The following is a 26,583-nucleotide window of genomic DNA, read 5'->3' as shown; positions in this document are numbered from 1 at the left end:
ATGGATAAAATTGTCTTTTCATGCGGAGATATCGCAGGTATCGGGCCTGAAATTATCGCCAGAACTATTCAGAAAGAAAATCTGACGAAAAAACATCAGGTTATCATAACCGGTCCTGCTGATGTTTTTATACCCGAAATTAAGAGATATACTGAATCAGCAAAATTTTATGTTACTGATTCTTATGATCCGTCTCTTAATCTTCATGAAACCATCATTATCAATTCTATCCAATCAGCACCGGTTAAGCCTGGTATTCATTCTCCGGACACCGGCCGTGTTGCTTTAGAAGCAATCTATAAAGCCCACGATATAGTCTGTTCAGATATATCCAGATCTGTATTAGTGACGGCACCCATTTCGAAGGAAGCGATAAAATCGGCAGGTTCCGATTTTCCAGGACATACTGAGCTTCTTGCTTTTCTTTCCGGTATTCAGAATTTCTCAATGATGTTTCTCTCTTCCAAAATGATTGGAGCGCTTCTTACCATTCATGAGCCGCTTTCATTTGTACCTGATATGATAACACCTGAACTTCTGGAGAATAAGTATATCCTGTTGAATGAGGTTTTGCATGATAAACTTGGAAAGAACAATCCCAGGATCGCGCTGTTAGGTTTGAATCCGCATGCCGGTGAAAATGGCAATATCGGACATGAGGAACAGGATATTATGATACCTTTTGTAAATAAATACCCTAATATCGAAGGACCTTTTCCGGCTGATGGTTTTTTTGGAAACAGAACGTATGAGCAGTTTGATCTGGTACTTTCACCGTATCACGATCAGCTTCTGATTCCCTTTAAATTCTTCGCATTTTCGGAAGGTGTTAATTTTACAGCCGGACTTCCGTATATAAGAACTTCACCGGATCATGGTACAGCATTTTCCATCGCCGGAAAGGGAATCGCAGATCCCTCTTCAATGATCTCAGCCGTAAGATGGGCGCTTAAACTTCTGGGGAAAAAATGATTTTGCTGCAGTTTCATAATGTTTCGTTTGTCTATCCGCCTGACAGAGTGATTCTTAATGATTTGAATTTTGAGCTTCAGGAAGGGGAATTCCTTGTACTCACGGGGAAAAGCGGAATAGGGAAAAGTACGTTACTGAAGTTAATCTATTTCAGAGAGTTTCCAACCGAAGGATTTATTCAATTCGCGGAATATAATACTGCCGGCTTTCGCACGTCTGATCTGCCTTTTCTGAGGCGTAAAATAGGAATCGTCTTTCAATCATTTGAATTGCTCAAAGATCGCAGCGTACAGGATAATATATCTTTCATTCCAGAAGTAACAGGGAAGTCATCAAAGGAGATAAAGCAGAAAGTTAATTCTGTTCTAAAACTAGTAGGTCTCTCCCACAGACGGCTAAGCATGCCGGACGAACTATCCGGGGGTGAACAGCAGAGGGTAGCTATTGCCAGAGCGATAATTAATGATCCCAAACTCATTATAGCAGATGAGCCGACCGGTAATCTGGATCCTGAAACCTCAGCTGAAATACTTGAGTTGTTTAAAAGGATCAACGCAATGGGAACAGCCGTAATTTTTGCAACTCATAATTATGAGTTATTCAAAAACTTCAGGGGCAGGGTATTAAAACTAACCGAAAAAGGAATTTCTGAAAGTACTACCGTAAGTTAGAATTCAGAGAATTCAATCTTGTAACGATGGTCGTTGTAACATTATCAATCGTTTCAAGTGCATCTATCCTAATGACATTCTGCTTATCAGCGAAATATTCAAGCACGGGCTTTGTTGTGGACTGGAATACTTCAAGACGCTTCCGTATAACATCTTCTCTGTCATCTTTCCTGTGATAAAAGCTATTTTCTGCTCCACAGGTGGGACAAGTCTCTCTGCCTTCGATATCGTTATAATTAAAAATGTTGCTGCAGACTTTGCATGCACGTCTGTTGGTTAAACGGCGGATAATTTCTTCCTCATTAACCTCTAGCGAAATGAGGAAAAAGTCTGTAATATGGAGTTCAATGAATAATTTGTTAAGAGCTTCTGCCTGTTTGATGGTCCTTGGGAATCCATCAAGAATAAACCCTTTATGGCAATCAGAATCAGTAAGGCGGTCTTTAATTATCCCAACCATTACCTCATCAGGAACCAGTTCACCGGCATCCATGATTTCTTTTGCTTTCATCCCCAGTGAGGTTTTATTTTTTACTGCCTCTCTCAGGATATCGCCGGTTGAAATATGAGGAATTGAGAGCTGATTGCTCAGAATTTTCGCCTGCGTTCCCTTACCGACACCAGGGGAACCAAATAAGATTATTCGCATGAAAGCTCCATTTTCAAAAACAAAATTAAATGTTTCATTGATAGATTCCCATCATATTTTTCAGTTTCTCCTCTGCGAAAAGAAGTTTTTAAGCATTTCTGAAGATTCTCTCTCATATATGCCTGAGAATATCTCGGGAATGAAGTTCATTTTTCCTTCAGCAGCTATATTATACAAAGAGCCCATTGCTCCAAACTTCGGATCAAAAGCTGCAAAATAAACTACAGGTATCCGGGAAAGAAGAATAGCGCCGGTACACATTACACAGGGTTCAAGGGTAATATAAAGGGTACAATCCTCAAGGAATTGGGATTGCACCGAGGAGGCCGCGGCAGTAATTGCGATCATCTCAGCATGTGCCGTCGCGTCTGATAAAGATTTCATCTGATTATAGCCCGTCCCGATGATCCTCCCGGATTTTACGATGATAGCTCCAACGGGGACATCACCAGCCTCCGCGGCTTTTTCCGCTTCCTGAAGAGCTCTGAACATGTATTTGTAATGAACTTCCTCAAAAAGCAAGGAAGATATCTGCCTTTCCAACTGAGGATGCCTCTGGAGGCATCCGGTTCATAAAAGAAAAAGCCCCTTATAATGCTTTTATTCTTATAAGGGGCTGCTGAGTACACCCGCAGGGAGTCGAACCCCGAACCTTCTGATCCGTAGTCAGATGCTCTATCCAATTAAGCTACGGGTGCAATTGTAGCCTGCAAAAATAAGTAATTTATGCCTTTTTTACAACGATTTTACATAAATCTGGTCAGATTTTAATGTAGTTCGGTTAACAGAGTCTCAGGAACAAGATTTTGGGACTCAATATCTTTAAAATAGTTCACCGTACCCACCTTAAGTTCAGCTGTTGAAGCGTCATCACAGATTATGATACTTTTCGGGTGAAGCTGCAATGCACTTACGGTCCACATATGATTCACACCTTCTTCGACCACTTTTGCCAGTGCACGGGCTTTAGAATGACCGCTTATTAGAACCATAACCTCTTCAGAATCAAGTACGGTTTTAACACCCACGGTTAAGGCAGTTTTGGGAACCTGCTGAACGTCATTATCAAAAAAGCGGGAATTCGCGATGATGGTATCCTTGGTGAGCGTCTTTACCCGGGTAACTGAACCGAGGGATGACCCTGGTTCATTAAACGCAATATGCCCGTCTGCTCCAATTCCTCCAATAAAAAGGTTTATCCCGCCGGCATCCTTGATTTTGCTTTCATAATTTCTGCATTCGGCATTCAGATCAGAGGCATTTCCGTTAAGAATGTTAATAAAACTGCGGTCTATGTCAATATGATCGAAAAAATTGCTGAACATAAAATAGTGGTAGCTCTGCGGGTGAGATTCTGAAAGACCCACATATTCATCCATATTGAAAGTAGTCACATATTTGAATGAGACCACACCAGCTTTATTTAGTTCAATGAGACGCTTGTACATCCCCAGGGGAGAGGACCCTGTTGGCAGGCCCAGGACGAATCTTCTTGATTTGCTGGGGTTAAATTCCTTTATCCTCATTGCGACATAATGTGCTGCCCAATTGGATACTTTTTCGTAATCCTGCTGAATAATTAATCTCATTACTGATCTCCTTTATTTTGAATTTCATTTTTAGGGAGAGCAGGTTCGGCCATTACAATTGATTCCCGCATCATCTGAACCTTTCCCGCTTCCATTCCTTTTCTTTTTACAACATTCTTTTTTTCAGTATAGGCGACAGGAACATATTTGGCGTTTCTCGCTTTACTGAAATATGCTGCTATTGAAGCTGCTGCCTTGATTACATCTTTTCCGAAGATATTTCTGCCGGAAGTATCTCTCAGAACGGTATGTGAACCGGGACAACCACGGGCATGCATCCAAATATCATTCGGTTTGGCGAAGTGCAGGGTCAGTTCATCATTCTGGCGGCTGTCTTTACCTACATAAACAATGTAGTGAGGTTCAATATGAAAAGCACGAAATTTGACTGTATCATCCGCGGTTTTGGATTTTTTGTTTTCCGCTTCATTCTTCTCAAACGGGGATAATTCTTTCAAACTTTTACACTGCTCAATTAATTTTAAGTCAGTTGTAAATTTACTGATTTTGGCCTTTATTTCCGGCAGTCTTAAAATACCTTCAGCATAACTGGTCTTCTCTTCTTTTGCCTTTTCGAAATATCTTTTCGTGTTCTGATTGATATCCAGCTTATCATCAAGAGGTATTTTGAGTAATTCCCCCTGGTTCATGTAATCGCGCAGAAAAACCTCCTTAAGACCCTTTTCTTTTTTGTCAGGGGTCATCAGCAGAACCTGAGCATATTTCTCATAAAGAGCAGAGCGGTCTCCCAGTTTTAACCTATTCGACAAATCATCAGCAATTTTACCCAGTGATTTAATCTGACGGGTATATTCCTTTATAAGTTGGTTCTTTTTCTGATGAAATCTTGCCTCAGCAAATCTTCTTTTTACCAGCCCTGAAACTGCATCAACAGCAGTTTCAAAAAGCGGATCCTCCGGGTTTGCAGAGAGGAACGCCTCAGGGACAATAGAATATCCTGAAGGAGTATTAGCTAAGCGAAATCCGCCATGAAGTATACCGGAGATGATTTTTCTCAACTCCGATTCGGGGTCTCCCGACTCATTGATTCTTACTGAAAGCTCGTTTTTTATTTCTTTGCCAAGCCGGGGGTCATCGGGCGTAAGTTGGTCAATAAAGGAAATCTGATCTAAATCTGAAAATTCTTCCTGTTTTTGAGGGTTCTGTAACAAGCGCTTTAATTCAGAAACAATTTTCTCATCAGATTTGCGGAAGGGGATTGCTTCGGTACCGGTTACAAATATGGCGTTGGTTTTAGCTCCCCTTATAAAGAGAGTTATTGCATAATTATCTTCGAAATCCAGAACCAGTATCCGGTCAGAATGGTGCATGCGAATTCCCCGGAAAGCCGTACCGGAAGGGATGGTCTGAAAACTAACGGTATTTTTCCTGGCTCTCGAAAAATGATCTCTGAACAGCAGGAAGGTACCAGGGAAATGAGTTGAAAACTCAAGATGAATTTCTCCTGAATTTGAACTATAACTCATTATTAAGGAATCCTTTTCCTGAGAAAAGCAGTCTATCAGAGCAGTATTCTGTAATTTTTCCTGCAGTTCCATTGCGAGCCTGAGCAGGAAAAAATAATTTGTGATCATTAGGCCCCGGCGTATCCGGTATCTTTGTTTAACAAGGCTTCAATTTATATATTACTATGATGAAAATGAAGATTAATAGTCAGTTTTTGTTAAAACTTCTCTACTTTTTGGGGACTTTCGGTATTATTCTCCTCATCCTGAACTTTTTCTTTTTCCCCTGGTATGTGAGTTCTGAAATCAGAACGGTCCCTAAAGTTGAGGGCCTCCAGATAGAAAAAGCTAAACAGATTCTGACTGAAGCCGGACTTACTCCCATTGTAAGTGATACTATGGCTCAGCCCAGAAAGGAGGCAGGTTTGGTTCTAAATCAACGTCCGAAGCAGGGTGAGCAGGTTAAGGACGGAAGAAGGGTTCATCTGGTTGTGAGCGGAGGAGCCCAGAGAGTATTGGTGCCTGATTTACTGGGTAAAACTATAAATGAGGCAAAACTAGCTCTTGAAAGAATGAACCTGGAACTTGGATCAATAGAAATAGTCGAGATCGTTGAAAATAAGGATAAAATTCTCTCACAACAGTATCCGGCCGGGACTTTCTTAAAAGAGGGTACCAAAGTTGGCATTTCAGTAAGTAAAGGGGAGTTGCCTGGCAGTATTGAGGTTCCGATTTTGGCAGGAAAGCTCCTTTCTGAAGCAGAAGCCATTCTAAGACAAATAAACTTAAAGGTTGGTAAAATCAATTTCCAGCCATCGTTTCAATTGGCACCGAATACCATAATTGATCAGTATCCTGCCGCAGGCACTAAACTTAATCCGGGTGACGCTGTTGAATTATTCGTAACAAAAGAATCACAATTGCGTGATGAAACCGGACAGGATTAATGGAAATATGATAGCTCCATCTCTATTATCTGCAGATTTTTCAAATCTTGCAAAGTCCATTCGTCATGTTGAATTAGGCGGAGCTGATCTCATCCATTGTGATGTCATGGATGGAAGATTCGTACCCAACATCAGTTTTGGACCCATGATTATCAGTGCTGCTCAACGATGCACAAAAATACCGATGGATGTCCATTTGATGATCGTTCAGCCAGAGGAGCATCTTGAATCTTTCCTTAGGCTTAAACCAGAGTTCCTTACCTTTCATATCGAGGCATCAGTCCATGCTGACAGGACAGTCCAACGAATAAAAGAATCTGGTGTAAAGGCAGGTCTTTCCCTCAATCCATCCACACACATTTCTGCTATTGAATATTTACTGGAGAAAATTGATCTAGTTCTTGTAATGTCAGTTAATCCGGGGTTCGGTGGACAGAAATTTATTGATTACACGCTCAGGAAGACTGAATGGCTTGCAGCGTTTCGTGAAAAACATGGACTAACATTTAAAATTGAGATGGACGGAGGGATAGGGGAGAGCAATATAAAGGAGCTTCAGTCAGCCGGATGCGATATATTTGTTGCCGGGTCATCTATTTTTAGTGATGATAATCCGACTGCTGCAACCATGAGATTGAAAAAATTATTGAATTATGAAGGAAATACCATAAAATGAGCATAGCATTAGTTGGCGGAAGAATAATAACGCCTTTCAGAATAGTAAAAAACGGAACTATCATTATAGAAGATGGTCAGATTGCAGAACTTGGTAAAGTTGCTGATGTTGATATCCCTGCCAACAGCCGGGTAATTGATGTGAGCGGATATACCGTGGCTCCAGGTTTTGTTGATCTCCTTGTCCATGGCGGCGGCGGTTACGGATTTGCTGACCAGTCACTTGAAAGTATTAAAAATGCTTCTGAATATTTCCTCAGACATGGCTCAACAACATTACTTGCATCCCTCTACGCCAAGCCCACGGAACAATTATTGGGCGATCTCAGAAGAGTAGCTCAGTTTATAAGAGAAAATCCTAATTCCAATGTATATGGGATACACATGGAAGGACCATATCTGAATCCGGAGCTCAAAGGAGCAATGAACGAAGGGTACTTATGGAAGCCAAGTGTTGAATCCTGGGAAGCAATGTGGGAGGCTTCTGAGGGTAATATAAAGATTATGACCATTGCACCTGAATTACCTGGTGCACTTGAGGTTATGAGAGCTGCAGCAAAAAAAGGAGTTGTTCTTTCTATTGGCCATTCAACCGCTTCGTACGAACAGATAGAACTTGCTATTGATAACGGGGCAGCTCATGTTACGCATATTTTTAATGCAATGAAACCATTCCATCATCGAACTCCTGGTGTTGTGCTTGGGGCACTGCTGCGTAATGAACTAAAGATCGAACTTATTGCCGATACGCTTCATGTTCATCCGGCGGTTATGGAATTACTGCTAAAACTAAAAGGAGCAAATGGAATCATCCTGATAACTGATTCCATCAGAGCAGGCGGTATGCATGAAGGAGAGTATGAGTTTGCAGATCAGAAAGTGTTTATGAAAGATAAGAAAGCGTATCTTGCAGATGGAACACTTGCAGGGAGCACACTCACACTTAATCTTGCTATTAAACATCTGATGGAAACTGCCGGAGCACGCATAACCGATGCAATTAGAATGGCTTCACTGAATGGGGCAAAAGTCTTAAACATAGAGAATAAGAAAGGTATTCTTGCAGTAGGAAAAGCAGCAGATATTACCGTGCTTAATGACCATTATGATGTTGTTATGACAGTTCTCAATGGTGAGATACGTCATCAGAAAAATTCTAATTAGATTATCATAAGAACTTTTATTGAAAGAGTTTAACTAATATTTCAGCAGTCTGATTCCATCAGAAATTTGACATGAACAAGCCGAATAATCGTAAAATTGAAATAATGGGTATACTCAACTGTACGCCTGATTCTTTCAGCGATGGCGGCAGGTTTATGAATATTGATGCACTAAAGAGCAGAATTGATGAAATAGCATCGGACGAGACTGATATTATTGATATCGGCGGAGAATCATCCAGACCGGGAGCACAGCAAGTGCCGGTTGATGAGGAGTGGAGACGGATAGAACCTGCGATTTTATATTGCAAAAAGAATTATCCAAATCTAAAAATTTCAATTGATACGGTTAAATCAGAAATAGCGGTTCGATCAATTGATGCCGGAGCAGATATTATAAACGATATTTCCGGTGGCGATTATGATCCATTAATGGTAAATTCTCTGAGTAAGACAGGTATTCCGATAATCATTATGCATATGAAAGGGACACCCCTTACTATGCAGAATAATCCCGTTTATCAGAATGTGATAACTGAAATATCTGAATATCTTGCAGCAAAGATTTCGATCTGTGATTCGTTAAATGTTAAGGTTTATGCCGTAGATCCGGGTATAGGATTTGGTAAAACTCCAGAGCATAACAGGTTGATTCTGAATAATTTAGATAGATTTACCTCTTTTAATCTTCCGCTGCTTATCGGCATATCCCGTAAGTCTTTGTTCAAGTCACTTTTCGATCTGGAAGTAACAGAACGCGATATACCTTCTGCACTATTGGAAAGTATGCTCCTGTTTAAGGGAGCCTCTATCATACGTACACATAATACCAGAAATGGCTATTACATAAAAAAACTATTCGGGTATCTCGGGCATTAAAATGTTTGATATTTTCAGAATAGGATTTCTTAATGTTACATTGCTTGATCTTATTGATATAGCAATTGTAACGTTTATCATATATAAACTTTATACCCTGCTCCGTGGTACAATAGCCGCTCAGATTTTTCTTGGACTACTGGTGGTTCTGTTTCTTTCGTTCGGAGCACAGTTAATAAACCTTAAAGCGCTGAGCTGGCTTCTTAAGTTTATTACAGATATCTGGATCATTGCGTTCATTATTCTTTTCCAGCCGGAAATCAGGCGATTGCTGGTATTTGTTGCTAAAAGTCCGTTCCTCCGATTTGGTCTGAAATCTGAAAGCTCAGAGGTACCTGATATTGTGACTGATGCTGCTTTTGAGATGGCTCAGTTCCAGCATGGGGCATTAATTGTTCTGAATAAATCAAGCGGAATCAGGGGATTCAGCGAAACAGGTGAACTATTGAACGCAAAAGTTACAAAGAACCTGCTCCGCTCAATATTTTATCCCCGTTCACCGCTTCATGACGGCGCAGTTATTATTAAAAATGACATTGTGGAAGCTGCACGGGCTACGTTGCCTCTTTCTACGATCACACTGGTTAACGGAGAAACCCTGGGGATGAGGCACCGGGCTGGTCTTGGAATATCAGAAGTCGCTGATGTAATTAGTGTTATCGTTTCCGAGGAAACAGGGAGTATTTCCGTTGCTGATGATGGCAAACTTTACCGAGGGCTTTCAAGGGATGCCTTAAGAAACCGACTTCTTGCGGTATATCGCACCAAGGGGAAGCCAATTGCTTCAAATTAACCTGGTATGTAACTCTGTCCGATAAAATAGTTGCTATAATACCTTGTTATAATGAGGAAAACACAATCGGTGAATTACTCAAAAGAACCCTTCCTTTGGTCGATCAGATTATTGTGATTAATGATGGCTCTACTGATAACACAGTAAAAAGAATTCCAAATGAAAGCAAGATTACACTCATAGCAAGAGAGGTGAACAGAGGAAAAGGGTATAGTCTCAATGAAGGTTTCAGGGAAGCAGCCAAATTTGGTTCAGAAATCGTTGTAACTCTTGATGGAGATTTACAGCACCAGCCCGAATTGATTCCCGATTTTGTTGAGGCGCTAAAACACTCAGATATTGTCATCGGAAAGAGGAAGAAAACAGGAAGCCAAATGCCTGTCCACAGAAGGTTAAGCAATTTTCTCACTTCTCTTTTAGTGAACATCAAGACGGGATACCGGCTTCATGACAGTCAGTCAGGATTCAGAGGTTACCGCCTGAACAGGATTATAGATATTTTACCCGAAGCCCCAGGGTATGAAGCAGAAACTGAAATTCTAATCAATGCTTCGAGAAAAGGATTAACAGTATCTGAGGTAGAAATTCCTACGATTTACACTGAGTTTCCAAGTAAAATGAACTACATTCAGGCAATACGTGGCTTTTTAAGGGTTATTCTACAGTAACACCTGTGTATCATCCGAATGGAGCAGTTTATTACTTCATTCTGGGGGCAGTTTTATTTATTTTAACGGGTTAATTTTCAGTAAATGTGAGAAAAATGGGCAAAATAATTGCCATAGCAAATCAAAAAGGGGGTGTAGGTAAAACATCTACATCCATCAATCTTGCTGCATCCCTGGCCGCGGCTGAGAAGAAGATCCTCCTTATTGACATAGACCCTCAGGCGAATTCCTCTTCCGGAATCGGAATTCATGACTCTGAATCTACGATTTATGAAGTCCTGATTGGAAAAAAACAGGCAGAAAAAACCATAATACGATCAATTATGCCGTTTATGGATTTAATTCCTTCCTCAATAGACCTCGTCGGAGCTGAAATTGAACTGGTTGATATGGAAGATAGAGAAAGACGGCTTTCTTTTGCTTTGAAGGACCTTGCGCCGGCCTATGATTTTATCCTTATTGACTGTCCTCCATCTCTCTCATTACTGACGCTGAATGCTCTGACTGCAGCTAATAGCGTTCTGATACCTGTTCAGTGCGAATATTTCGCGCTTGAAGGGCTTGGTGCACTTCTTAACACCATTAATATCGTTAAACAGAATCTTAATAAGCAGCTTACCATTGAGGGAGTTCTTCTTACGATGTTTGATCAGAGACTTCGTCTTTCGACACAGGTATCAGACGAGGTAAAAAAATATTTCGGGGATAAAGTGTTTAATGCAATAATTCACAGAAATGTCCGTATTTCTGAAGCGCCAAGTCACGGCAAACCCATTCTGCTTTACGACGCTATGTCAATAGGGGCAAGAGACTACCTGAGCCTGGCTGAAGAAATTCTTACCAGAAATAACATGAAGTGAACCTGCAATGAGTAAAAGCAAATTAGTTCTGGGAAGAGGGTTGGATGCCTTAATCAAGGTGCAGCGTGATATTGAAACCCGACATGAAACTGAACCGGCTCCCGCGATTGTAACCGATACAAATGTTAATTTCAGGAATCTTGACGTTGAACTGATAGACCCAAATCCCTTTCAGCCGCGGACAGTTTTTGACCAGAAGCCTCTGGATGAACTAAAAGTTTCAATTCTTAAAAATGGTCTGATTACACCGGTTACAGTCAGAAATTTTAATAACAGATACCAGCTGATATCTGGTGAAAGACGCCTGCGGGCATTTAAGGAAATCGGGTATCCCGAGATTCCTGCATATATCATCAATGTTGAATCTGATGATGTTATGCTTGCGATGGCACTCATCGAAAACATTCAGAGGGAAAAACTTAATCCTGTTGAAATTGGAATCGCTTATCGCCGACTGATGGAAGATTGCGGCCTTACGCAGGATGAAATAGCAGACAGAGTTGGAAAAGACCGTTCAACTATTGCCAATTCACTCAGGATACTGAAACTCCCTGAAGAGATAAAACAAAAACTTATTTCCGAAGAAATTTCCATGGGGCAGGCAAGAGCTCTTATTAATTTACCTGAAAAGGATAAGCAGCTTTATGTCCTTGGTAGAATCCTTCAGGATAACCTCTCAGTGCGGAAAGTTGAATCGCTTGTAAGAGAACTTCTATCAGGGGAGGCGCATGCAAAGAAAAAGAAAAAAATTCAGACCATTGATGGCAGCACTGTCAAATCATATGAATTAAGGGATATTGAAGATCGTTTGAAACGCTTATTGGGAACTAAAGTAAGCTGCAGATTAAAAAAAGATGGTTCAGGTGAGATTATCATTGAATATTACTCATCCCAGGAGTTTGAAGGAATTGTTGAACAACTATTTACAATTACGAAGTAGTATACCTCTCCTGTTCATTCTCTTAACTTCACTGACGTTTAGCCAGAATTCTGATTCTGTTGCAAGTGATACTACTGAATATTCATTTACCAAATCACCAACCGGTGCGTTATTCAGGAGCGCGGTTCTGCCCGGCTGGGGTCAGTTCTATAATGAATCTTATTATAAAGTACCTGTAATCGCGGGGCTTGCTGCCTGGTTTGGCTATAATTATTTTTCAAATAATAATCTCTATAATGACTACAAAACACTTTATCAGAATACCGGCAACCGGCTTTATTATCTGAACAGGGAGTTTTATCGTGATCAGCGTGATAATTTTGCGATATATCTGGGGATTCTCTATGTTGCGAATCTCATAGATGCATATGTGGATGCTCACTTATTTGATTTCAATGTTGAGGAAGATTTTTACCGGCCAGGAAATTTTTATCATGTCCGTATGAAGATTTACTTCTGATGAAAAAACAGAACTCAGAATATTTTGTAGGCTGCCAGAGTTGTCAGAGACAGAATGAACTCTTTAGGTTAAACTGCTCTGAGTGCGGCTCTGTTTTAGATAACCGGTTTCCGAATCTGGACTTGTGGACGACGATTGCGGGAATTATTGAGAATCCTGCTGTTGCCTTTAAGTGGATTATTCGGGCAGAAAATAAGAACTTTGTATTCCTCCTGTTACTTCTTTTGGCTGTAAGATTTGCCTCGTATGGTGAATTTTTTGCTGTTTTTGTCTTGAAAAACAACGTCCCTGCGATACACTCACTATTTTCAATTGTTATTTATTTATTAGCATTACTACCTCTCTATTTTATTTTGAAAAAAATGCACAGGAAGGCCGGAGCCGAAGTCCGCTTTACAGATGTTCTTGCCTGTTCAGCCTATGCCGCTTTGCCTTTGCTGTTTGCCGGTATTTTTTTGTTTCTTCTTGAATACATCTTCTTCGGTAAATATCTTTTCTCAATATATCCTAATGCGTTCATGATTAACGATATAGTTGCATGGATATTTATCGGGATGGAATTTCTTTTATTCGTGCATTATTTATACCTGTTGTTTGTTTTCATAAAAATTTACAGCAATCACAAAGCATTCTCAGTACTTCTTTCATTATTTACTTCTCTGATTTTTGTTTCTCTCTATTTTGTTACTTTAGGTATTTATGGCAACTGAAACTGATGTTCTGATTATTGGATCGGGAATTGCCGGCTTATTTACCGCTCTGCAATGTTCTGAATTTGCGGATGTGATTCTGGTAACCAAAAAAGGATCATCTGATTCTAACACGAATTATGCTCAGGGAGGTATTGCATCAGTATTTGGGAAGGAAGATACATTTGATAAACATATCAGCGACACACTGATAGCCGGGGCAGGTCTTTGTGACAGAAATTCTGTTGAAATGATGGTAAGAGAAGGTCCTGATAGGATACTCGAACTTATCGAAATTGGGACTCAGTTTACCTACAAGGATGGCAGTCTTCATCTAGCAAAAGAAGGCGGACATTCGGCTTCAAGAATTGTACATGCTAAGGATCTGACCGGGAAGGAAGTTGAACGTTCGTTACTTGAAAAAATTGCTCAAACTCCATCAATCAGAATGGTTGAAAATTCCTTCGCAATTGATCTTATAACTGAACATCATGTATACGGTTCTAAAGGTCAAAATAGTAATTGCTACGGTGCATATGTTCATGATCCTGTATCAGGTAAAATTAATATCATACGATCGAAATTCACCTTACTGGCAACCGGCGGACTTGGACAGATATACTTGCATACCACCAATCCTGAAATAGCTACCGGTGACGGTTATGCGATGGCTTATCGCGCTGGGGCAAAAATGGCGAATATGGAATTTGTGCAGTTCCATCCGACATCACTATACGAACCTGACGGCACACGCAAGAAAAATTACGCATTCCTGATCTCTGAGGCAGTCAGAGGGCACGGGGCATTGCTGCGTAATAAAAATGGCAGATTATTTATGTCTGATTACGACAGCCGTAAGGAATTAGCACCCAGAGATATCGTTGCACGAGCCATTGATGCTGAATTAAAAAAGCATGGTGACGATTTTGTGTATATCGATATGACGCATTTTCCTAAAAGCGATATCACAGAACATTTCCCGAATATTTATAAAAAGTGTCTTGAACTCGGCATTGATGCCAGCACTGATTACATCCCGGTAGTGCCTGCAGCCCACTATTCCTGCGGCGGGATTGTTGTTGACAAGAATTCGAGAAGTTCACTTAACCGACTATACGCAGTTGGTGAAGTTACCATGACAGGAGTTCACGGCGCAAACAGACTTGCGAGCAATTCGCTTCTTGAGGCTCTTATATTCGGAAAGCATGCTGCTCTGGATATAAAAAGCAGAATGACTGAAACGGTAAGCAATGAAGTAATTCCGGAATGGGACGATAGTGACACCATAACATCCGATGAAAAAGTACTCATTTCTCATGCAGTGAAAGAGTTAAAACTTCTTATGTGGAATTATGTTGGAATAGTAAGGTCGGATCTTCGGCTGCAGTATGCGGACAGAAGAATAATGAATCTGCTTCAGGAAGTCAGTGAGATTTACAGAAGAACAAAAGTTTTTTCCGGTCTGCTTGAGTTACGGAATCTTATTCAGACTGCATCGCTGATTGTAAAAGGAGCACAGATGCGAAAGGAGAGCAGGGGATTGCATTATAATATTAATTATCCCGGTTTGCCTAAAGAGCAGGGGGAATATACTATTCAGTCTAAGTTTGAGAATGTAACCTGATATATTCAAAGAGCATACCATAACGAAGTCCTCTGGTGCTTACCTGGATTTCCTTTATGCCCAGATAATTACCTAACATTGAGAGTATGATATTTCCGGCTGTAATGACGTCTTCTCTTCCCTTAACAATCGGATAATTGCTTAGAATTTTATCAGAACTCATATTATTTAGAACTTTTGAAAACTCCTGCAGTTCGTGATTTTTTAACACAAATCCTTCGATACTGTTTTCATCATATATAGTCAGTCCGGCTTTAATAGCAGCAAGAGTAGTCGGAGTTCCGGCGACTGCAATTACCTTCTCATCACCATTAACAGTTAATGGTATATTCTTAAAAACTTTGTACACTTCAGCTTGTAATTTATCCATGTCATTAAATACCGGCGGAACTTTTCTCCCGAAAGATTCAGTGAGCGCGACAACCCCGAGAGGGAGGCTGACAGACTGTGAAATTTTATTTTTAGTACCCTTGATTAGTTCGGTGCTGCCACCGCCAATATCTATAACGATAAAGTTCTCTCCCTCATTAAGCCATGTAGCGCCCAAATAGGATAGTCTTGCTTCTTCCTCGCCGCTTAATACCTGAATTTCCAGATTTGTCGAACTTTTAACTTTTGCGATTACTTCACTGCTATTTCGGGCAATACGGAAAGCATTCGTCCCGGAAATAAGAAAGCGTTCAACTCCTTTTTGCTCCGCGATTTTCTTAAAATTAAGCAGAACAGTTTTGAGTAATTCTGTTTTCTGGTCACTAATTACTCCGGAATTGGCAACACCCTGGCCAATCCTTGGGATTTCATAGTAGTCTTCAAAAAATGAGAACCTGCTTTCGTTATATTCCGAGATCAGCATGAGGGCGGTATTTGTACCAATATCAATTGAGGCAATCTTGGGCATTTTTCTTATTTTTGAGCCTTATTTATATGATTTTTAAATGAAACTATACCTAAAAATACTCATTTTCCTGACCTCTTTAGCAGGTGTGGCCTGGCTGGGAGCTTATGTAGCAAGACTGTTTATGTCCTACAGTTTTTTTGTTCCTCCTACTCTGAATCTCAGACCGGAATTTCAGAATACTGATCTCACGGCGGTATTTCAAGTTTTAATACCACTGGTTAACCTCACAACCGTGAGTTTCCTTTTCTTTCTGGTTTTACTGATAATTACAATTTCTGTTGCCCGGCCGTCTCTCAGGAAAAATGGCTGGTTATTCATCAGTCTTGCCTCAATACTCATTACCTCGCCTTTCGAGATTTACAGCATAGTAACCTATGACTGGGCATATTTGAATGCAGGACTATCCGGACAATTTGATTCAAATCTGCTGTTGCAGAATCTGATTACGAGGATTGATAAAATGAGCGGTTTTCCGATAATTCAGATTTGCAGCTATGCCGCCATTATATTTTTAGCCATTTATAAACCACTGGTAAAAACCCAATTCAATAATGAAGATTAAAGAAAAAGAGTTTGAACAGATTATAGAAGAGCTGAGAGCCCTGGCTTCAGAACTAGGAGCCACTGTAAGGTTCGAGAAAGGGGATTTCAAAGGCGGGTATTGTGTTTTAAAGGATAGCAGAGTCATTGTCATTAATAAAATGGCAAATACCCAGCGTAAAGCCATTATCCTATCCAAAGCGTTAAAAGAAATTGGGATTGATAATATGTTTCTTACGCCTAGACTCAGAGAGGTGATTGATGAAATGGTAGAGGTTGATGAAAAGCAATCTTAAAATCGGAGTCATTAATGGCCCAAATTTGAACCTGATTCAGGAACGGGACCCCTCTCATTATGGCAATTTTTCGCTGGAAAATATCCGCACAAGTCTTGAATCTGAATTTAACGGGGTGGAGTTTTCGTTTTTTCAGTCGAATCTTGAAGGTGAGCTGATTCAGTATTTACAGGAAAACAGGAGTGTTTTTGATGGATTTATTGTAAACTTTGGGGGTTTCAGCCATACTTCCGTGGCTATCATGGATGCACTTTCCCTCATTTCTGCACCAAAGATTGAGGTTCATCTTTCGCATTTAGCCCAAAGGGAAGATTTCAGGCAGATATTGCTTACAGCAAGGGCTTGTGACGGTTATATTTCCGGATTTAAGGCAGATGGTTACTCTGCCGCAGTGTATATTTTGCTTAAATTGATAAAAAAGGCACAATAAATGGTAAAGGCAATCGTATTTGATCTTGATAATACCCTAGTTGACTTCATGAGGATGAAAAGCCGGGCAATTGAAGCTGCCATGATAGCTATGGTAGATGCAGGGCTTAATCTTACTGTTTTTGAAGCGACTCAGCAGATTGATAAAATCTACAAAGAACAGGGGATAGAGTATCAGCAGGTGTTTGATTTATTTCTTCAGCAAACCCTCGGAAAAATAGATCATAAAATTCTGGCTGCCGGTATTGTCGCGTACAGACGTGAACGGGAAGCCGCCCTGATCCCATATCCGCATGTATACTCAACACTTAATAAATTAATAAAAAGCGGCTTGAAACTGGGTATCGTCTCAGACGCCCCCCGCAGAGAAGCCTGGCTCAGACTGGCATATTTGAATTTTCATCATTATTTTGACGAAGTTGTGACGTTTGAAGAAACCGGTCAGCGTAAACCCAATGCTGCTCCATTTCTTGAAATCCTCAGAAGACTTAAAGTAGAGCCAAAAGAGGCCTTAATGGTGGGGGACTGGGCAGAAAGAGATATTCTGGGAGCCAGCGGAGTTGGAATGAAAACCGCGTTTGCCCGTTATGGGGATACCTTTAATACCCAAACACATAATGCTGACTATGAACTGACCGACATTTCTCAGATTTTGGATATTATTAAGGAAAAGGAATAGGGTGGTTTCTTTTATTTCCGCCCCTCTTTCACTATATTTCGGCAATAAAATTGCTGAGAATTCTTTCGGATTTCTGTGGTAAAAGACTATAATATTCAAAAACTGTACTACTCAATCAGCGAGGTAAGCAAGATTACCGAAGTTGAGGATTATGTGCTTCGTTACTGGGAGACTGAGTTTGACGGTCTGAAACCTCAAAAAAACAGATCCGGAAACAGAGCGTATACCAATCAGGATATTCAGCTTATTCTTGTTATTAAAGAGCTGATCAGAGAAAAGAAATACACCATTGAGGGTGCAAAGCAGATTCTGACTGAAGTTGCTACATTAGAAGAACTCAAGAAGTATGAATCTAAAAATCCTCCGGATAAGCCTCTTGAACCGCTCAAGAATTTTCAGAAAACCAGTATTCAGTCAGATTTGCTTGAGATCAGAACCATACTGGAAGACATACTCAAAAAATTATAACGGAACGTGGCGCAGCCCGGTAGCGCACTACCTTGGGGTGGTAGGGGTCGCGGGTTCAAATCCCGCCGTTCCGACTTGAAAAGGTACTAACCATTAGTACCTTTTTTCATTTTATCCATTTATAACTTGCAGCCCATAAACATGAAAATAGACAGTTACCAGAATGATAAGCCAAAATCCTTCTGTGGCATTTTTGGAGTGTATGGAACCCCCTTTGCATCAATTGATACCTATTATGGTTTGCATGCCCTGCAGCACAGAGGACAGGAAGCTTCCGGTATAATCACCAGAAACCAGACTGACAGCGGGAAAATTGTTTTTAACATTCAAAAGGGAGACGGATTAGTTTCGGAGGTTTTTCCGGATCAGTCAACCCTCACCTCACACCTCTGCGGTAATGCTGCAATCGGGCACAACAGGTATTCTACAACAGGCTCATCGTTCCATGGTAAAAACATACAGCCGCTTTATGTGAATTACAGAAATGGCAATCTCGCCGTAGCGCACAATGGCAATCTTACAAATGAAACGCAATTACGAAATCAGCTGGTTCATGAGGGCTCGATCTTTCAGACTACTACAGATACTGAGGTTATTCTCCATTTAATAGCAAAGAGCCGGCTTGATAATCAGATTGATCAGATTCAGGAAGCTCTTGGGAAGATTGAAGGTGCATACTGCCTTTTATTGCTTACGGATGACAAACTGATTGCGGCACGTGATCCGAACGGATTCAGACCGCTAGCTCTGGGAAAGAAAGATAATTCGTTTGTGATTGCATCAGAAACCTGTGCTTTTGATATGATTTCCGCGGAATATATACGGGATATTGAACCGGGAGAAATAGTTGTAATAGATGATGAAGTCATCTCGACAGGGGAAATAAAATCTTACAGACTAAACCAGCCCGCAGCTGAAAAAAAACACTGTATATTCGAATTTGTATATTTTTCACGGCCGGACAGCCGGATCTTCGGACACAGCGTTGATAAAATCAGGAGAAGACTCGGTAAGATTCTTGCTGATTATCACCCGGTCAAAGACCCTGATGGTGAAAAAGTAATTGTTATAAGTGTGCCGGACAGCTCAAATACAGCAGCGCTCGGTTATGCTACTCGTCTTCAGGATAACGGAATAAATGCCAAACTTGAAATTGGACTAATACGCAGTCACTACATCGGAAGGACTTTTATCCAGCCTGGACAAACAAAGCGGGAAATGGATGTACGAATAAAATTTAATGTTGTTAAGGGTGTTATTGAGGGTAAAACCGTAGTTGTTATTGATGATTCAATTGTAAGAGGAACAACTTCCAAACTGTTAATAAATCTCATCCGGTCTGCTAAGCCAAAGCAGATACATATGAGAATATCTTCACCTCCGATTTCAAGCCCCTGTTATTATGGAATGGATTTTCCAAGCAAAGGTGAACTTATTGCGAATAAGATGAATGGTAGCATTGATGCAATAAGAGAATACCTTGGCGTTGAATCGTTGGAGTATCTTACCCCTGATGAACTTCTGAAATCAGTTTACGAAGAGAATCCTGATAATTTTTGTACTGCTTGTTTCACAGGGAACTATCCGCTGTCAGTTAATGCTCAATTTAACAAAGAGATGCATGAATCTTAAATCAATTTTATTTTTATTATTCATCAGCTCTCATCTGTTCGCCCAGCAGAGCTGGTTTGTCAAATTTACAGATACAACAGATAAACAATTAATTCAGACTGCTGTTGAGGAAATGAATCTTCTCAGCAGAAATAAATCTTTAAGTCCGGATTCGTATAAAGTAACATATCTTGCCAATGGAATGGCAAGAGAGATACATGGCTTAGACAGAATAATTAAAATTACAAGTAATACTTCATTCGATCTGGATGAATCATGGTTTGATTCAAAACTGGCCGGCGGTATTGAATATCTGCAGCCTGCAGTAATCTACAAAGTTGATTCAAATCCAAATGACAGTTTATATGCTTCGCAATGGGCTTTAACAAAAATACAGGCACCTGCTGCCTGGCAGTTAACCGGTACCGAAGACTCAATCATAGTTGCGATTATTGATACGGGGATTGATTATCTCCATCCTGATCTGACGAACAAAATCCATTTCAATTCTGGCGAAACCGGTACTGATGCTTTTGGTAATGATAAGAGATTCAATAAAATTGATGACGACGGGAATGGATTTATTGACGATTATATGGGGTGGGATTTTACAGACCGTAATGGATTTCCATACGATTCTACCGGCGGTGATTATCTGAACTGGGATAATGATCCTCTTGATGATAATATTTTTTCACATGGTACCGCAGTTGCTGGTATTATCGGAGCTCAGACTAATAATTTAAGCGGTATAGCAGGTACTGCTCCGGGAGTCCGGTTAATGAATCTCCGTTCGTTTGATCCTGATGGCTTTGGCGAAGAAGATGATGTGGCATCGGCACTTCTCTACGCAGTTCTGAATGGTGCTAAAGTCGTAAACATGAGCTTCGGTGATAATTCATTTTCATATGTATTAAGGGATGTTATCAGATATGCTTACAGCCGCAATGTAGTCCTTGTCGCCAGTTCTGGAAATTCTAATTCCACATCACCTCATTATCCAAGCGGTTATTCGGAAGTTATCTGTGTAGGCAATTCAACAAGTGAAGATTATGTTGCATCCTCCTCGAATTACGGCTCTACCCTTGATCTTGTTGCTCCCGGAACTTCAATCCTAACCACGATAAGAAAAGGGAAGTACTCAGAATTTAATGGGACAAGTGCTGCAGCTCCTTTTGTAGCCGCCGCCGCAGCTTTAGTCCTTTCAAAGGGTAATTTTACAAATGAAGAAGTAAAGCAGATCATTAAATCATCAGCCGATGATCTTGGAGAACCAGGCTGGGACCTGAGAAGCGGTTCAGGAAGACTCAATTTGTTAAAAGCAATTGCTCAGCTTGGAGCAAGTATTGTCAAGTTTGATTTTCCGCTGCAGGATCACGCGGTAGTAAATGATACCCTTACGGTTACTGCTACAGTGCTTTCACCCAATTTCAGAAATTATACGATATCCTTTGGCACGGGTCTCAACCCTGTGGTATGGGAAGAAATTATTCCAATCTCAACGCGACAGGTTTTCCGGGAGAATGTTTACACTCTTTTTTTAACCGGTATGCCCGATACAGTATACACACTCCGGTTAAGAATGCTGCAATCAAACGGTTTTTATCTCGAAGAGCGTGTTAACTTCAGGAAAAGCAGTTCAGCACCTTCAGGAGAACTTGTATCACTTATACCTGCTTATTATGGTAATAAAGCATCCCTGGTGAGTGCCTTTTTTACCAGGGAGCCTTCAATTGTTAAGATGTATTACAGGACCGAAGGATCAGGGGTTTTCTCGTCAGTATCTCTTGACGCCTTCACTCAGAATAATTTTTTTGTAAAACGCCTGCATTATGGGTTCACTCCTCCTGGTTTTACCGAATTTAATAAAACCTATGAAGTATATTATGAAACAATTAATGTGGCAGGGTTATCTTCTATTCTGAAGGATTCAAGCGGAAATTATTTTCGAATTAAAACACTTTCGTCGTTCAACCTGAGAGAACACACGCAACTCAGTTATTCATTGCCATCAGGAGCCTTGTTTAATGAACCGGTCTCCGTTTCTTCACCTAATCAGGTATTCTACTCCGATCTGCGCAATCTTTCACGGACATACTTGTATACACTCGACGCAACAGGGTTAAGTTTAACTGACTCGATTAGTGAAAGAATTATTAAAGATTTTGGGGACTTTAATAATAACGGGAAGAAGGATATTTTGGCCAACTGGGGGCGTGATGGATTTATCCTCGAACAGGAAACAAACTCAGGTTCATCCTTCAGGGATATCATAAAAAGAGAAAATTCCAGATCATGGCCTGTAATGGCTGAAGATATTGATTTTGACGGTAAAACCGAAATACTCTTTATCGCAGATGATACTACCGGCTATATTACCAGGATAAATAGTTCAGGTACACTGGATTCTGTATCGAAATTCTATAATTTCAGTCCGTTTGGTTTTGGCGGTAATGCATTTGATTATCCCGCTGCTGTTACGGGAGATATAAGCGGAGATGGGATTGATGAACTCATAATGACCGACAGTGACGGAGATGTTCTTGTATACAGAATTATCAATAATACTGCTGTCCCGGATTCTAATTACTCATTCTCGACTGGTTTTTTATCCTCATCCGCCTATTTAGCGGCAGGGGATTACAATGGAGATGGTATTAAGGACTTTGCACTTCTGCTGCAATCAGTTCCAGAACTGGATATTGCAAGATTCCACCGACTTATTGTATTTTCTTATCTGCCGGGCAGTTTGCTCATTCATCTGGACCAGGCATTTGTTGATCCGTCAGGAGAATTTAATTTATTCTCAAGAAAAGCATATAACACAGTAAAGCTGACAGATCTTGATGCTGATGGAAAAGATGAACTTATCTTATTTGCTTTTCCATACAGCTACATCATGCAGTATCAAACAGGGGGAAGTGATGTTATTTTTTACAGGGATGGCGTAAATTCGAACTCGGTCTTTACCGGCGATCTTAATAATAATGGTTTAATAGAATTTGCTGTTTCAGAAATTGATAGTCTCCGGTTTTATGAGTTCCAGTCTTCAAATGTGATACCCTTTGCTCTGAAAGGGTACAGTACTCTGGATTCAGTTGTCTTTCTTAACTGGAAAAATACAACTGGAAATGTATATATTTTCAGAGGAGAAGAAGGTGAATCTCTCAGTATTCTTGATTCCGTTTCAGGGATGAGTTATTTTGACAGATCTGCAGTATTAGGCAAATCCTACAATTATACTGTTTCAAAAAGTAATGTGCTTCTTCCCGGCAATAGTCCGGGGAATATACTGGTTTATCATCATTTGCCAGGTCGGTTACTTTCGCATCAGGTAGTTACTCCCAAAAGCATACGTCTGAATTTTTCAGAAAGAATTAATACTACCATCCCAAATCCTGAAGTGTTTAAGCTTTTATCTTCTGGTGGCTTGAACAGGCTCTCGTCAATCACTCCCTATGATCAGTTTAGCTATCTGGTGAGTTTTTCTGAGCAGTTTGCAGATACTAACGTGTTAATCTGGGATGACTTAAGGGACTACTTTGGTGCTCCGATAGTTTCTGATTCACTACGTTTCGTTTATACACCCGTTACCCAATCCGGCGGATTGTATATTGTTTCTTCGTCTATAATTGACCAATACACTATTGAACTTGAGTTTAACTACCCGGTTGACAGTACTCAGGCATTCAAAACAGAAAATTATATTTTTTCTCCAGCTAATGCAATATCCTCAATCAGATTTGCTGATAATTCAAAAAAGAAAATCTATTTATCAACAAGAGGAAATAAGCCGGTCGGCAGTTTAGGTCTTGAATACAGACTTCAGGTAAAAAATCTGTTTTCTGACGCAGCATCCGGTAATCTTCCGGTGCTTAGTGAGTCGGGGAGTATTGTCATCCTGTCTTCATTTGAAAGTGACCTTTCGAATGTATATGTCTATCCGTCTCCGGCATCCTTGCAGCGAACAAGCGTAATTACTTTTGCCAATCTTCCTCAAAGAGCTAAAATTTATATTTATTCGCTGACAGGAAAGTCTGTTAATGAATTGACTGAAAGAGACGGTAACGGGGGATTGACATGGAACTTACGAGACCGAAACAATGAAGTAATACCAAGCGGGGTTTATTTTTATAAAATCATTCAAACCGATGCTGAGGGTAATGAATTATCCTCAAAAATTGAAAAGTTTACAGTGGTCAGGTAAAACATGATAAGAGAATTATTTCAGATATCCAATCTATTAAGTCTTCTAAGAATATTTCTGGTCATTCCATTCTGGTTGATGATGGAGGCATCTGTTTACGATCAAAACCGTATTATTCTGATAGGACTTTGTCTTTTTGCAGGCGTGACTGATATATTAGACGGATATCTTGCAAGAAAGCTGAATCAAATAACTGAATTAGGAAAAATACTTGATCCTTTAGCAGATAAAATATGTGTCGCCGCTATCTTTCTGAAACTCTATCTCCTCGGTGAGATTCCGCTGTTCCTAACTGCGGTTGTGGTAGGCAGGGATGTTCTTATTGTGATTGCTGCTTTATTGGTATCTAAAAGGATTAAAAAAGTTCTTCCGTCCAATATGCTGGGAAAAATAACTGTCTTAGTTATCTGTTTTTACATTTTAATAGTGCTTTATGGCGTACCTAAAGATCATATGCTTAATATGTCTTTCCTTTATGCCAGTGTAAGTATGATATTTATATCTCTGATTGGTTACGGTATCCGGGCTAAGGAATTTGTGGAGAAGGATTAAATGGGTTTTTTCGGAAATTTCAGTTTATCTAAACTTAAAGACGGTCTTAGTAAAACCAGAGACAAAATTGTCAATTCAATTACCGAAACAGTCACCGGTAAGGCAGTTCTTGACAATACTACTCTGGAATCACTTGAAGAAAAATTAATTCAGAGTGATTTTGGCGCTGAGACATCGGAGAGAATAATTACCTCCGTAAGAGGAAAAATAGTTCAGTCTAAGACAAGAACTTCAGAGGAGCTGATTTCTGCAATAAAAGAGGTTTGCATAGAAATTCTCAGTGAAACCGGAGCAGATACTTCTTATGATCTGCTTGATCTCAGCAGCAGGCCTAAAATCATTCTTGTAATGGGTGTGAACGGCGCCGGAAAAACAACTACCATTGGCAAACTTGCAAATAATCTTAAGAAGGAAGGGCTGAAAGTCGTGGTAGGTGCAGCTGATACATTCCGCGCTGCTGCGAATAATCAGCTTGAAGTCTGGGCTCAAAGGGCAGGAGTAAAAATTATCCAGAAAGAAAAATCTGATCCATCCTCAGTGGTCTTTGAAACCGTTGATTTTGCTCTTAAAGAAAAATATGATGTTGTTTTGCTTGATACTGCCGGAAGGCTGCATACCAAGTCTGAACTGATGGAAGAGCTGAAAAAGATTGACCGGGTTATTAAGAAGCTTGTACCTTCTGCACCGCATGAGGTATTCTTAGTTCTTGACGGAAATTCAGGACAGAATACTCTGGTACAGATGGAAGAGTTTAATAAAGCAATTAAAGTAACGGGCCTGATCATTACAAAGCTTGATGGTACAGCTAAAGGTGGAGCTTTATTACAGATTTCCTCTAAATATAAAATTCCGGTTCGATTTATCGGAGTAGGTGAGGGGATTGATGATCTCCAGAATTTTGATCCTCAGTCTTATGTAAGCGCTATTTTCGGAAACTGATCAGAAGATAATGAAAACAGTATTACTTGTTAATCCGGTTTCAGGAAAAGGGTACACAAAAAAAATCCTCCCTGAGATAGAGAATAAGTTGTCAGCACTGGGTATTAATCATTCAGTTGTTTTCTCTGAAAAACCGAAACATTTTTTTCATGAATTTCCGAAACTTGATTTAGCTGAAACAGACTTCATCACAGTAGTCGGCGGTGACGGATTTATGAATGAAATAGTTAATGGATTCTCAGAGAGAGCAAAGATTCCGTTTCTGCTAATACCAGCCGGGTCAGGCAATGATATCGGGCGATCACTTGATATCAGCGTGAGAAAATTTTTAGAAATTTCGGATTTTAAGATTTTTCGTAAACCGTTTGATATTCTTGAATTGACCTATAATTCTTTTCCGGATGGCTCATTGATTAAAAGAAAATTCTTGAGCAGCTGCGGTGCCGGATTTGATGCAGAAGTAAGCAAACTTAGTTCTGAGAACAAAGTTCTGCGGGGACTCATTTTGTATCTTTATTCAACATTAAAAGCGCTGTTAAAATTAAAACAGTACCGGGGTAAAGTATTATATGGCGAAGGTGAAATTACAGGAGATTTCACTCTAATAACAACCGGAAATACTTCCACTGCGGGCGGGGGATTTAAGCTGACTCCTCATGCTGTGATTGATGACGGACTTGCGGATGTAATGATAGCAGGGAAATGCTCCCGCGCAAAACTCCTTCAGATTTTGCCTTTGGCGATAATTGGCAAACATATTCACCGTCCGGAAGTTACTTACATCCGAACTCAATTTCTTAAACTTTCCACAGAAAATAATGTCCCGCTGCATTCGGATGGAGAATTTCTTTCACCTTCGGCCAACAATATCGAGATACATCTTTTTCCTGAAAAGATAACTTTTATCGTGTACTGATAC

General features: G+C 40.2%; 28 protein-coding genes and 2 tRNA genes. 24 read left to right on the top strand and 6 right to left on the bottom strand.

The genetic code is table 11. From position 1 onward, the window contains the following. The gene (gene pdxA, locus HRU80_10530) at positions 1-972 is read left to right on the top strand and encodes a 4-hydroxythreonine-4-phosphate dehydrogenase PdxA (protein QOJ29293.1); all 972 of its coding nucleotides are present in this window, start codon (positions 1-3) and stop codon (positions 970-972) included. Between the two features lie 2 nt (positions 973-974). Next, entirely contained in the window at positions 975-1,643 is a 669-nt protein-coding gene (gene ftsE, locus HRU80_10525; GenBank protein QOJ30519.1) for a cell division ATP-binding protein FtsE, read from the top strand. Here ftsE and HRU80_10520 read toward each other — a convergent pair. The 5 genes from HRU80_10520 to HRU80_10500 form a co-directional block, all read right to left on the bottom strand. After that, a complete protein-coding gene (locus HRU80_10520) occupies positions 1,630-2,292 on the bottom strand; it encodes an adenylate kinase (protein QOJ29292.1) in 663 nt (220 codons plus the stop codon). The two genes, ftsE and HRU80_10520, sit on opposite strands and share 14 nt — an antisense overlap. A 60-nt stretch (positions 2,293-2,352) precedes the next feature. After that, positions 2,353-2,784 carry a nucleoside deaminase gene (locus HRU80_10515; GenBank protein QOJ30518.1) on the bottom strand — a complete coding sequence of 144 codons (432 nt, stop codon included), beginning with the start codon at positions 2,782-2,784 and terminating at the stop codon, positions 2,353-2,355. Between the two features lie 132 nt (positions 2,785-2,916). Continuing rightward, positions 2,917-2,990: transfer RNA gene (locus HRU80_10510), tRNA-Arg, on the bottom strand. Between the two features lie 69 nt (positions 2,991-3,059). Continuing rightward, on the bottom strand, positions 3,060-3,881 hold the full coding sequence (locus HRU80_10505; protein ID QOJ29291.1) for a glucosamine-6-phosphate deaminase: 822 nt from the start codon (positions 3,879-3,881) through the stop codon (positions 3,060-3,062). Further along, entirely contained in the window at positions 3,881-5,368 is a 1,488-nt protein-coding gene (locus HRU80_10500; protein QOJ29290.1) for a fibronectin/fibrinogen-binding protein, read from the bottom strand. Before HRU80_10500 ends, HRU80_10505 begins: the two co-directional genes overlap by 1 nt. 173 nt (positions 5,369-5,541) lie before the next feature. Between HRU80_10500 and HRU80_10495 the strand changes: the two genes are divergently transcribed. From HRU80_10495 to nadB, 11 genes are all read left to right on the top strand, one after another. Further along, the gene (locus HRU80_10495) at positions 5,542-6,294 is read left to right on the top strand and encodes a PASTA domain-containing protein (protein QOJ29289.1); all 753 of its coding nucleotides are present in this window, start codon (positions 5,542-5,544) and stop codon (positions 6,292-6,294) included. A 7-nt stretch (positions 6,295-6,301) separates the two neighbouring features. Continuing rightward, positions 6,302-6,970, top strand: a complete 669-nt coding sequence (rpe, locus tag HRU80_10490; GenBank protein ID QOJ30517.1) for a ribulose-phosphate 3-epimerase — start codon at positions 6,302-6,304, stop codon at positions 6,968-6,970. Beyond that, on the top strand, positions 6,967-8,133 hold the full coding sequence (nagA, locus tag HRU80_10485) for an N-acetylglucosamine-6-phosphate deacetylase (protein QOJ29288.1): 1,167 nt from the start codon (positions 6,967-6,969) through the stop codon (positions 8,131-8,133). The genes rpe and nagA overlap by 4 nt, the downstream gene beginning before the upstream one ends. A gap of 71 nt (positions 8,134-8,204) precedes the next feature. Beyond that, positions 8,205-9,011: a dihydropteroate synthase gene (gene folP, locus HRU80_10480; protein QOJ29287.1), complete on the top strand. Its 807-nt coding sequence runs from the start codon at positions 8,205-8,207 to the stop codon at positions 9,009-9,011. A 1-nt stretch (position 9,012) separates the two neighbouring features. Beyond that, a complete protein-coding gene (locus tag HRU80_10475; GenBank protein QOJ29286.1) occupies positions 9,013-9,804 on the top strand; it encodes a TIGR00159 family protein in 792 nt (263 codons plus the stop codon). Beyond that, positions 9,768-10,472 (top strand): glycosyltransferase family 2 protein, encoded by a 705-nt coding sequence (locus HRU80_10470; GenBank protein QOJ30516.1) that lies wholly within the window; start codon positions 9,768-9,770, stop codon positions 10,470-10,472. Before HRU80_10475 ends, HRU80_10470 begins: the two co-directional genes overlap by 37 nt. A 95-nt stretch (positions 10,473-10,567) precedes the next feature. After that, positions 10,568-11,332, top strand: coding sequence for a ParA family protein (locus HRU80_10465; protein QOJ29285.1), 765 nt, complete (start codon positions 10,568-10,570; stop codon positions 11,330-11,332). Between the two features lie 7 nt (positions 11,333-11,339). Next, positions 11,340-12,272 (top strand): ParB/RepB/Spo0J family partition protein, encoded by a 933-nt coding sequence (locus HRU80_10460; GenBank protein QOJ29284.1) that lies wholly within the window; start codon positions 11,340-11,342, stop codon positions 12,270-12,272. Further along, positions 12,244-12,732, top strand: a complete 489-nt coding sequence (locus tag HRU80_10455; protein QOJ29283.1) for a hypothetical protein — start codon at positions 12,244-12,246, stop codon at positions 12,730-12,732. The genes HRU80_10460 and HRU80_10455 overlap by 29 nt, the downstream gene beginning before the upstream one ends. Before the next feature lie 362 nt (positions 12,733-13,094). Then, positions 13,095-13,442 carry a hypothetical protein gene (locus HRU80_10450; GenBank protein QOJ29282.1) on the top strand — a complete coding sequence of 116 codons (348 nt, stop codon included), beginning with the start codon at positions 13,095-13,097 and terminating at the stop codon, positions 13,440-13,442. Beyond that, entirely contained in the window at positions 13,432-15,045 is a 1,614-nt protein-coding gene (gene nadB / locus HRU80_10445) for an L-aspartate oxidase (GenBank protein ID QOJ29281.1), read from the top strand. Before HRU80_10450 ends, nadB begins: the two co-directional genes overlap by 11 nt. Here nadB and HRU80_10440 read toward each other — a convergent pair. After that, positions 15,023-15,943, bottom strand: coding sequence for a Ppx/GppA family phosphatase (locus HRU80_10440; GenBank protein ID QOJ29280.1), 921 nt, complete (start codon positions 15,941-15,943; stop codon positions 15,023-15,025). The two genes, nadB and HRU80_10440, sit on opposite strands and share 23 nt — an antisense overlap. A 37-nt stretch (positions 15,944-15,980) precedes the next feature. On the opposite strand from HRU80_10440, the gene HRU80_10435 reads away from it, so the two are divergent. From HRU80_10435 to HRU80_10385, 11 genes are all read left to right on the top strand, one after another. Continuing rightward, positions 15,981-16,505 (top strand): hypothetical protein, encoded by a 525-nt coding sequence (locus HRU80_10435; protein QOJ29279.1) that lies wholly within the window; start codon positions 15,981-15,983, stop codon positions 16,503-16,505. Continuing rightward, positions 16,495-16,779, top strand: a complete 285-nt coding sequence (locus tag HRU80_10430; GenBank protein ID QOJ29278.1) for a hypothetical protein — start codon at positions 16,495-16,497, stop codon at positions 16,777-16,779. The genes HRU80_10435 and HRU80_10430 overlap by 11 nt, the downstream gene beginning before the upstream one ends. Continuing rightward, positions 16,763-17,209 (top strand): type II 3-dehydroquinate dehydratase, encoded by a 447-nt coding sequence (locus HRU80_10425; GenBank protein QOJ29277.1) that lies wholly within the window; start codon positions 16,763-16,765, stop codon positions 17,207-17,209. Before HRU80_10430 ends, HRU80_10425 begins: the two co-directional genes overlap by 17 nt. After that, positions 17,210-17,887 (top strand): HAD-IA family hydrolase, encoded by a 678-nt coding sequence (locus HRU80_10420; protein QOJ29276.1) that lies wholly within the window; start codon positions 17,210-17,212, stop codon positions 17,885-17,887. It abuts the gene before it with no gap. 75 nt (positions 17,888-17,962) lie between these two features. Beyond that, complete coding sequence (locus HRU80_10415) at positions 17,963-18,355, top strand: MerR family transcriptional regulator (GenBank protein QOJ29275.1); 393 nt, start codon at positions 17,963-17,965, stop codon at positions 18,353-18,355. Further along, positions 18,356-18,429 (top strand) — tRNA-Pro (locus HRU80_10410). It begins immediately after the preceding gene. A gap of 67 nt (positions 18,430-18,496) precedes the next feature. Continuing rightward, positions 18,497-19,987, top strand: a complete 1,491-nt coding sequence (locus tag HRU80_10405) for an amidophosphoribosyltransferase (GenBank protein QOJ29274.1) — start codon at positions 18,497-18,499, stop codon at positions 19,985-19,987. Next, a complete protein-coding gene (locus HRU80_10400; GenBank protein QOJ29273.1) occupies positions 19,977-24,173 on the top strand; it encodes a S8 family serine peptidase in 4,197 nt (1,398 codons plus the stop codon). Before HRU80_10405 ends, HRU80_10400 begins: the two co-directional genes overlap by 11 nt. 3 nt (positions 24,174-24,176) lie before the next feature. Beyond that, entirely contained in the window at positions 24,177-24,725 is a 549-nt protein-coding gene (locus HRU80_10395; GenBank protein QOJ29272.1) for a CDP-alcohol phosphatidyltransferase family protein, read from the top strand. Beyond that, positions 24,726-25,664, top strand: coding sequence for a signal recognition particle-docking protein FtsY (gene ftsY / locus HRU80_10390; GenBank protein ID QOJ29271.1), 939 nt, complete (start codon positions 24,726-24,728; stop codon positions 25,662-25,664). Between the two features lie 10 nt (positions 25,665-25,674). Beyond that, positions 25,675-26,580, top strand: a complete 906-nt coding sequence (locus HRU80_10385; GenBank protein QOJ29270.1) for a diacylglycerol kinase family lipid kinase — start codon at positions 25,675-25,677, stop codon at positions 26,578-26,580. The last annotated feature ends 3 nt before the right edge of the window (positions 26,581-26,583 follow it).

Source organism: Ignavibacteriales bacterium, assembly GCA_015709675.1.
In the GTDB taxonomy this organism is placed as follows: Bacteria; Bacteroidota; Ignavibacteria; order Ignavibacteriales; family Ignavibacteriaceae; genus H2-BAC3.
This window is presented reverse-complemented; position numbering and strand designations above follow the sequence as displayed.

Excerpts from the sequence above, each read along its gene's own strand:
- HRU80_10405 (QOJ29274.1), top strand. The coding sequence starts at position 18,497 with ATGAAAATAGACAGTTACCAGAATGATAAGCCAAAATCCTTCTGTGGC.
- HRU80_10500 (QOJ29290.1), bottom strand. The coding sequence starts at position 5,368 with ATGAGTTATAGTTCAAATTCAGGAGAAATTCATCTTGAGTTTTCAACT.
- HRU80_10395 (QOJ29272.1), top strand. The coding sequence starts at position 24,177 with ATGATAAGAGAATTATTTCAGATATCCAATCTATTAAGTCTTCTAAGA.
- pdxA (QOJ29293.1), top strand. The coding sequence starts at position 1 with ATGGATAAAATTGTCTTTTCATGCGGAGATATCGCAGGTATCGGGCCT.
- HRU80_10450 (QOJ29282.1), top strand. The coding sequence starts at position 13,095 with ATGCACAGGAAGGCCGGAGCCGAAGTCCGCTTTACAGATGTTCTTGCC.
- HRU80_10420 (QOJ29276.1), top strand. The coding sequence starts at position 17,210 with ATGGTAAAGGCAATCGTATTTGATCTTGATAATACCCTAGTTGACTTC.
- HRU80_10505 (QOJ29291.1), bottom strand. The coding sequence starts at position 3,881 with ATGAGATTAATTATTCAGCAGGATTACGAAAAAGTATCCAATTGGGCA.
- HRU80_10400 (QOJ29273.1), top strand. The coding sequence starts at position 19,977 with ATGAATCTTAAATCAATTTTATTTTTATTATTCATCAGCTCTCATCTG.
- HRU80_10475 (QOJ29286.1), top strand. The coding sequence starts at position 9,013 with ATGTTTGATATTTTCAGAATAGGATTTCTTAATGTTACATTGCTTGAT.
- HRU80_10465 (QOJ29285.1), top strand. The coding sequence starts at position 10,568 with ATGGGCAAAATAATTGCCATAGCAAATCAAAAAGGGGGTGTAGGTAAA.
- rpe (QOJ30517.1), top strand. The coding sequence starts at position 6,302 with ATGATAGCTCCATCTCTATTATCTGCAGATTTTTCAAATCTTGCAAAG.
- HRU80_10435 (QOJ29279.1), top strand. The coding sequence starts at position 15,981 with ATGAAACTATACCTAAAAATACTCATTTTCCTGACCTCTTTAGCAGGT.
- HRU80_10495 (QOJ29289.1), top strand. The coding sequence starts at position 5,542 with ATGAAGATTAATAGTCAGTTTTTGTTAAAACTTCTCTACTTTTTGGGG.
- ftsY (QOJ29271.1), top strand. The coding sequence starts at position 24,726 with ATGGGTTTTTTCGGAAATTTCAGTTTATCTAAACTTAAAGACGGTCTT.
- HRU80_10385 (QOJ29270.1), top strand. The coding sequence starts at position 25,675 with ATGAAAACAGTATTACTTGTTAATCCGGTTTCAGGAAAAGGGTACACA.
- nagA (QOJ29288.1), top strand. The coding sequence starts at position 6,967 with ATGAGCATAGCATTAGTTGGCGGAAGAATAATAACGCCTTTCAGAATA.
- nadB (QOJ29281.1), top strand. The coding sequence starts at position 13,432 with ATGGCAACTGAAACTGATGTTCTGATTATTGGATCGGGAATTGCCGGC.
- HRU80_10430 (QOJ29278.1), top strand. The coding sequence starts at position 16,495 with ATGAAGATTAAAGAAAAAGAGTTTGAACAGATTATAGAAGAGCTGAGA.
- HRU80_10520 (QOJ29292.1), bottom strand. The coding sequence starts at position 2,292 with ATGCGAATAATCTTATTTGGTTCCCCTGGTGTCGGTAAGGGAACGCAG.
- HRU80_10515 (QOJ30518.1), bottom strand. The coding sequence starts at position 2,784 with ATGTTCAGAGCTCTTCAGGAAGCGGAAAAAGCCGCGGAGGCTGGTGAT.
- folP (QOJ29287.1), top strand. The coding sequence starts at position 8,205 with ATGAACAAGCCGAATAATCGTAAAATTGAAATAATGGGTATACTCAAC.
- HRU80_10460 (QOJ29284.1), top strand. The coding sequence starts at position 11,340 with ATGAGTAAAAGCAAATTAGTTCTGGGAAGAGGGTTGGATGCCTTAATC.
- HRU80_10425 (QOJ29277.1), top strand. The coding sequence starts at position 16,763 with ATGAAAAGCAATCTTAAAATCGGAGTCATTAATGGCCCAAATTTGAAC.
- HRU80_10440 (QOJ29280.1), bottom strand. The coding sequence starts at position 15,943 with ATGCCCAAGATTGCCTCAATTGATATTGGTACAAATACCGCCCTCATG.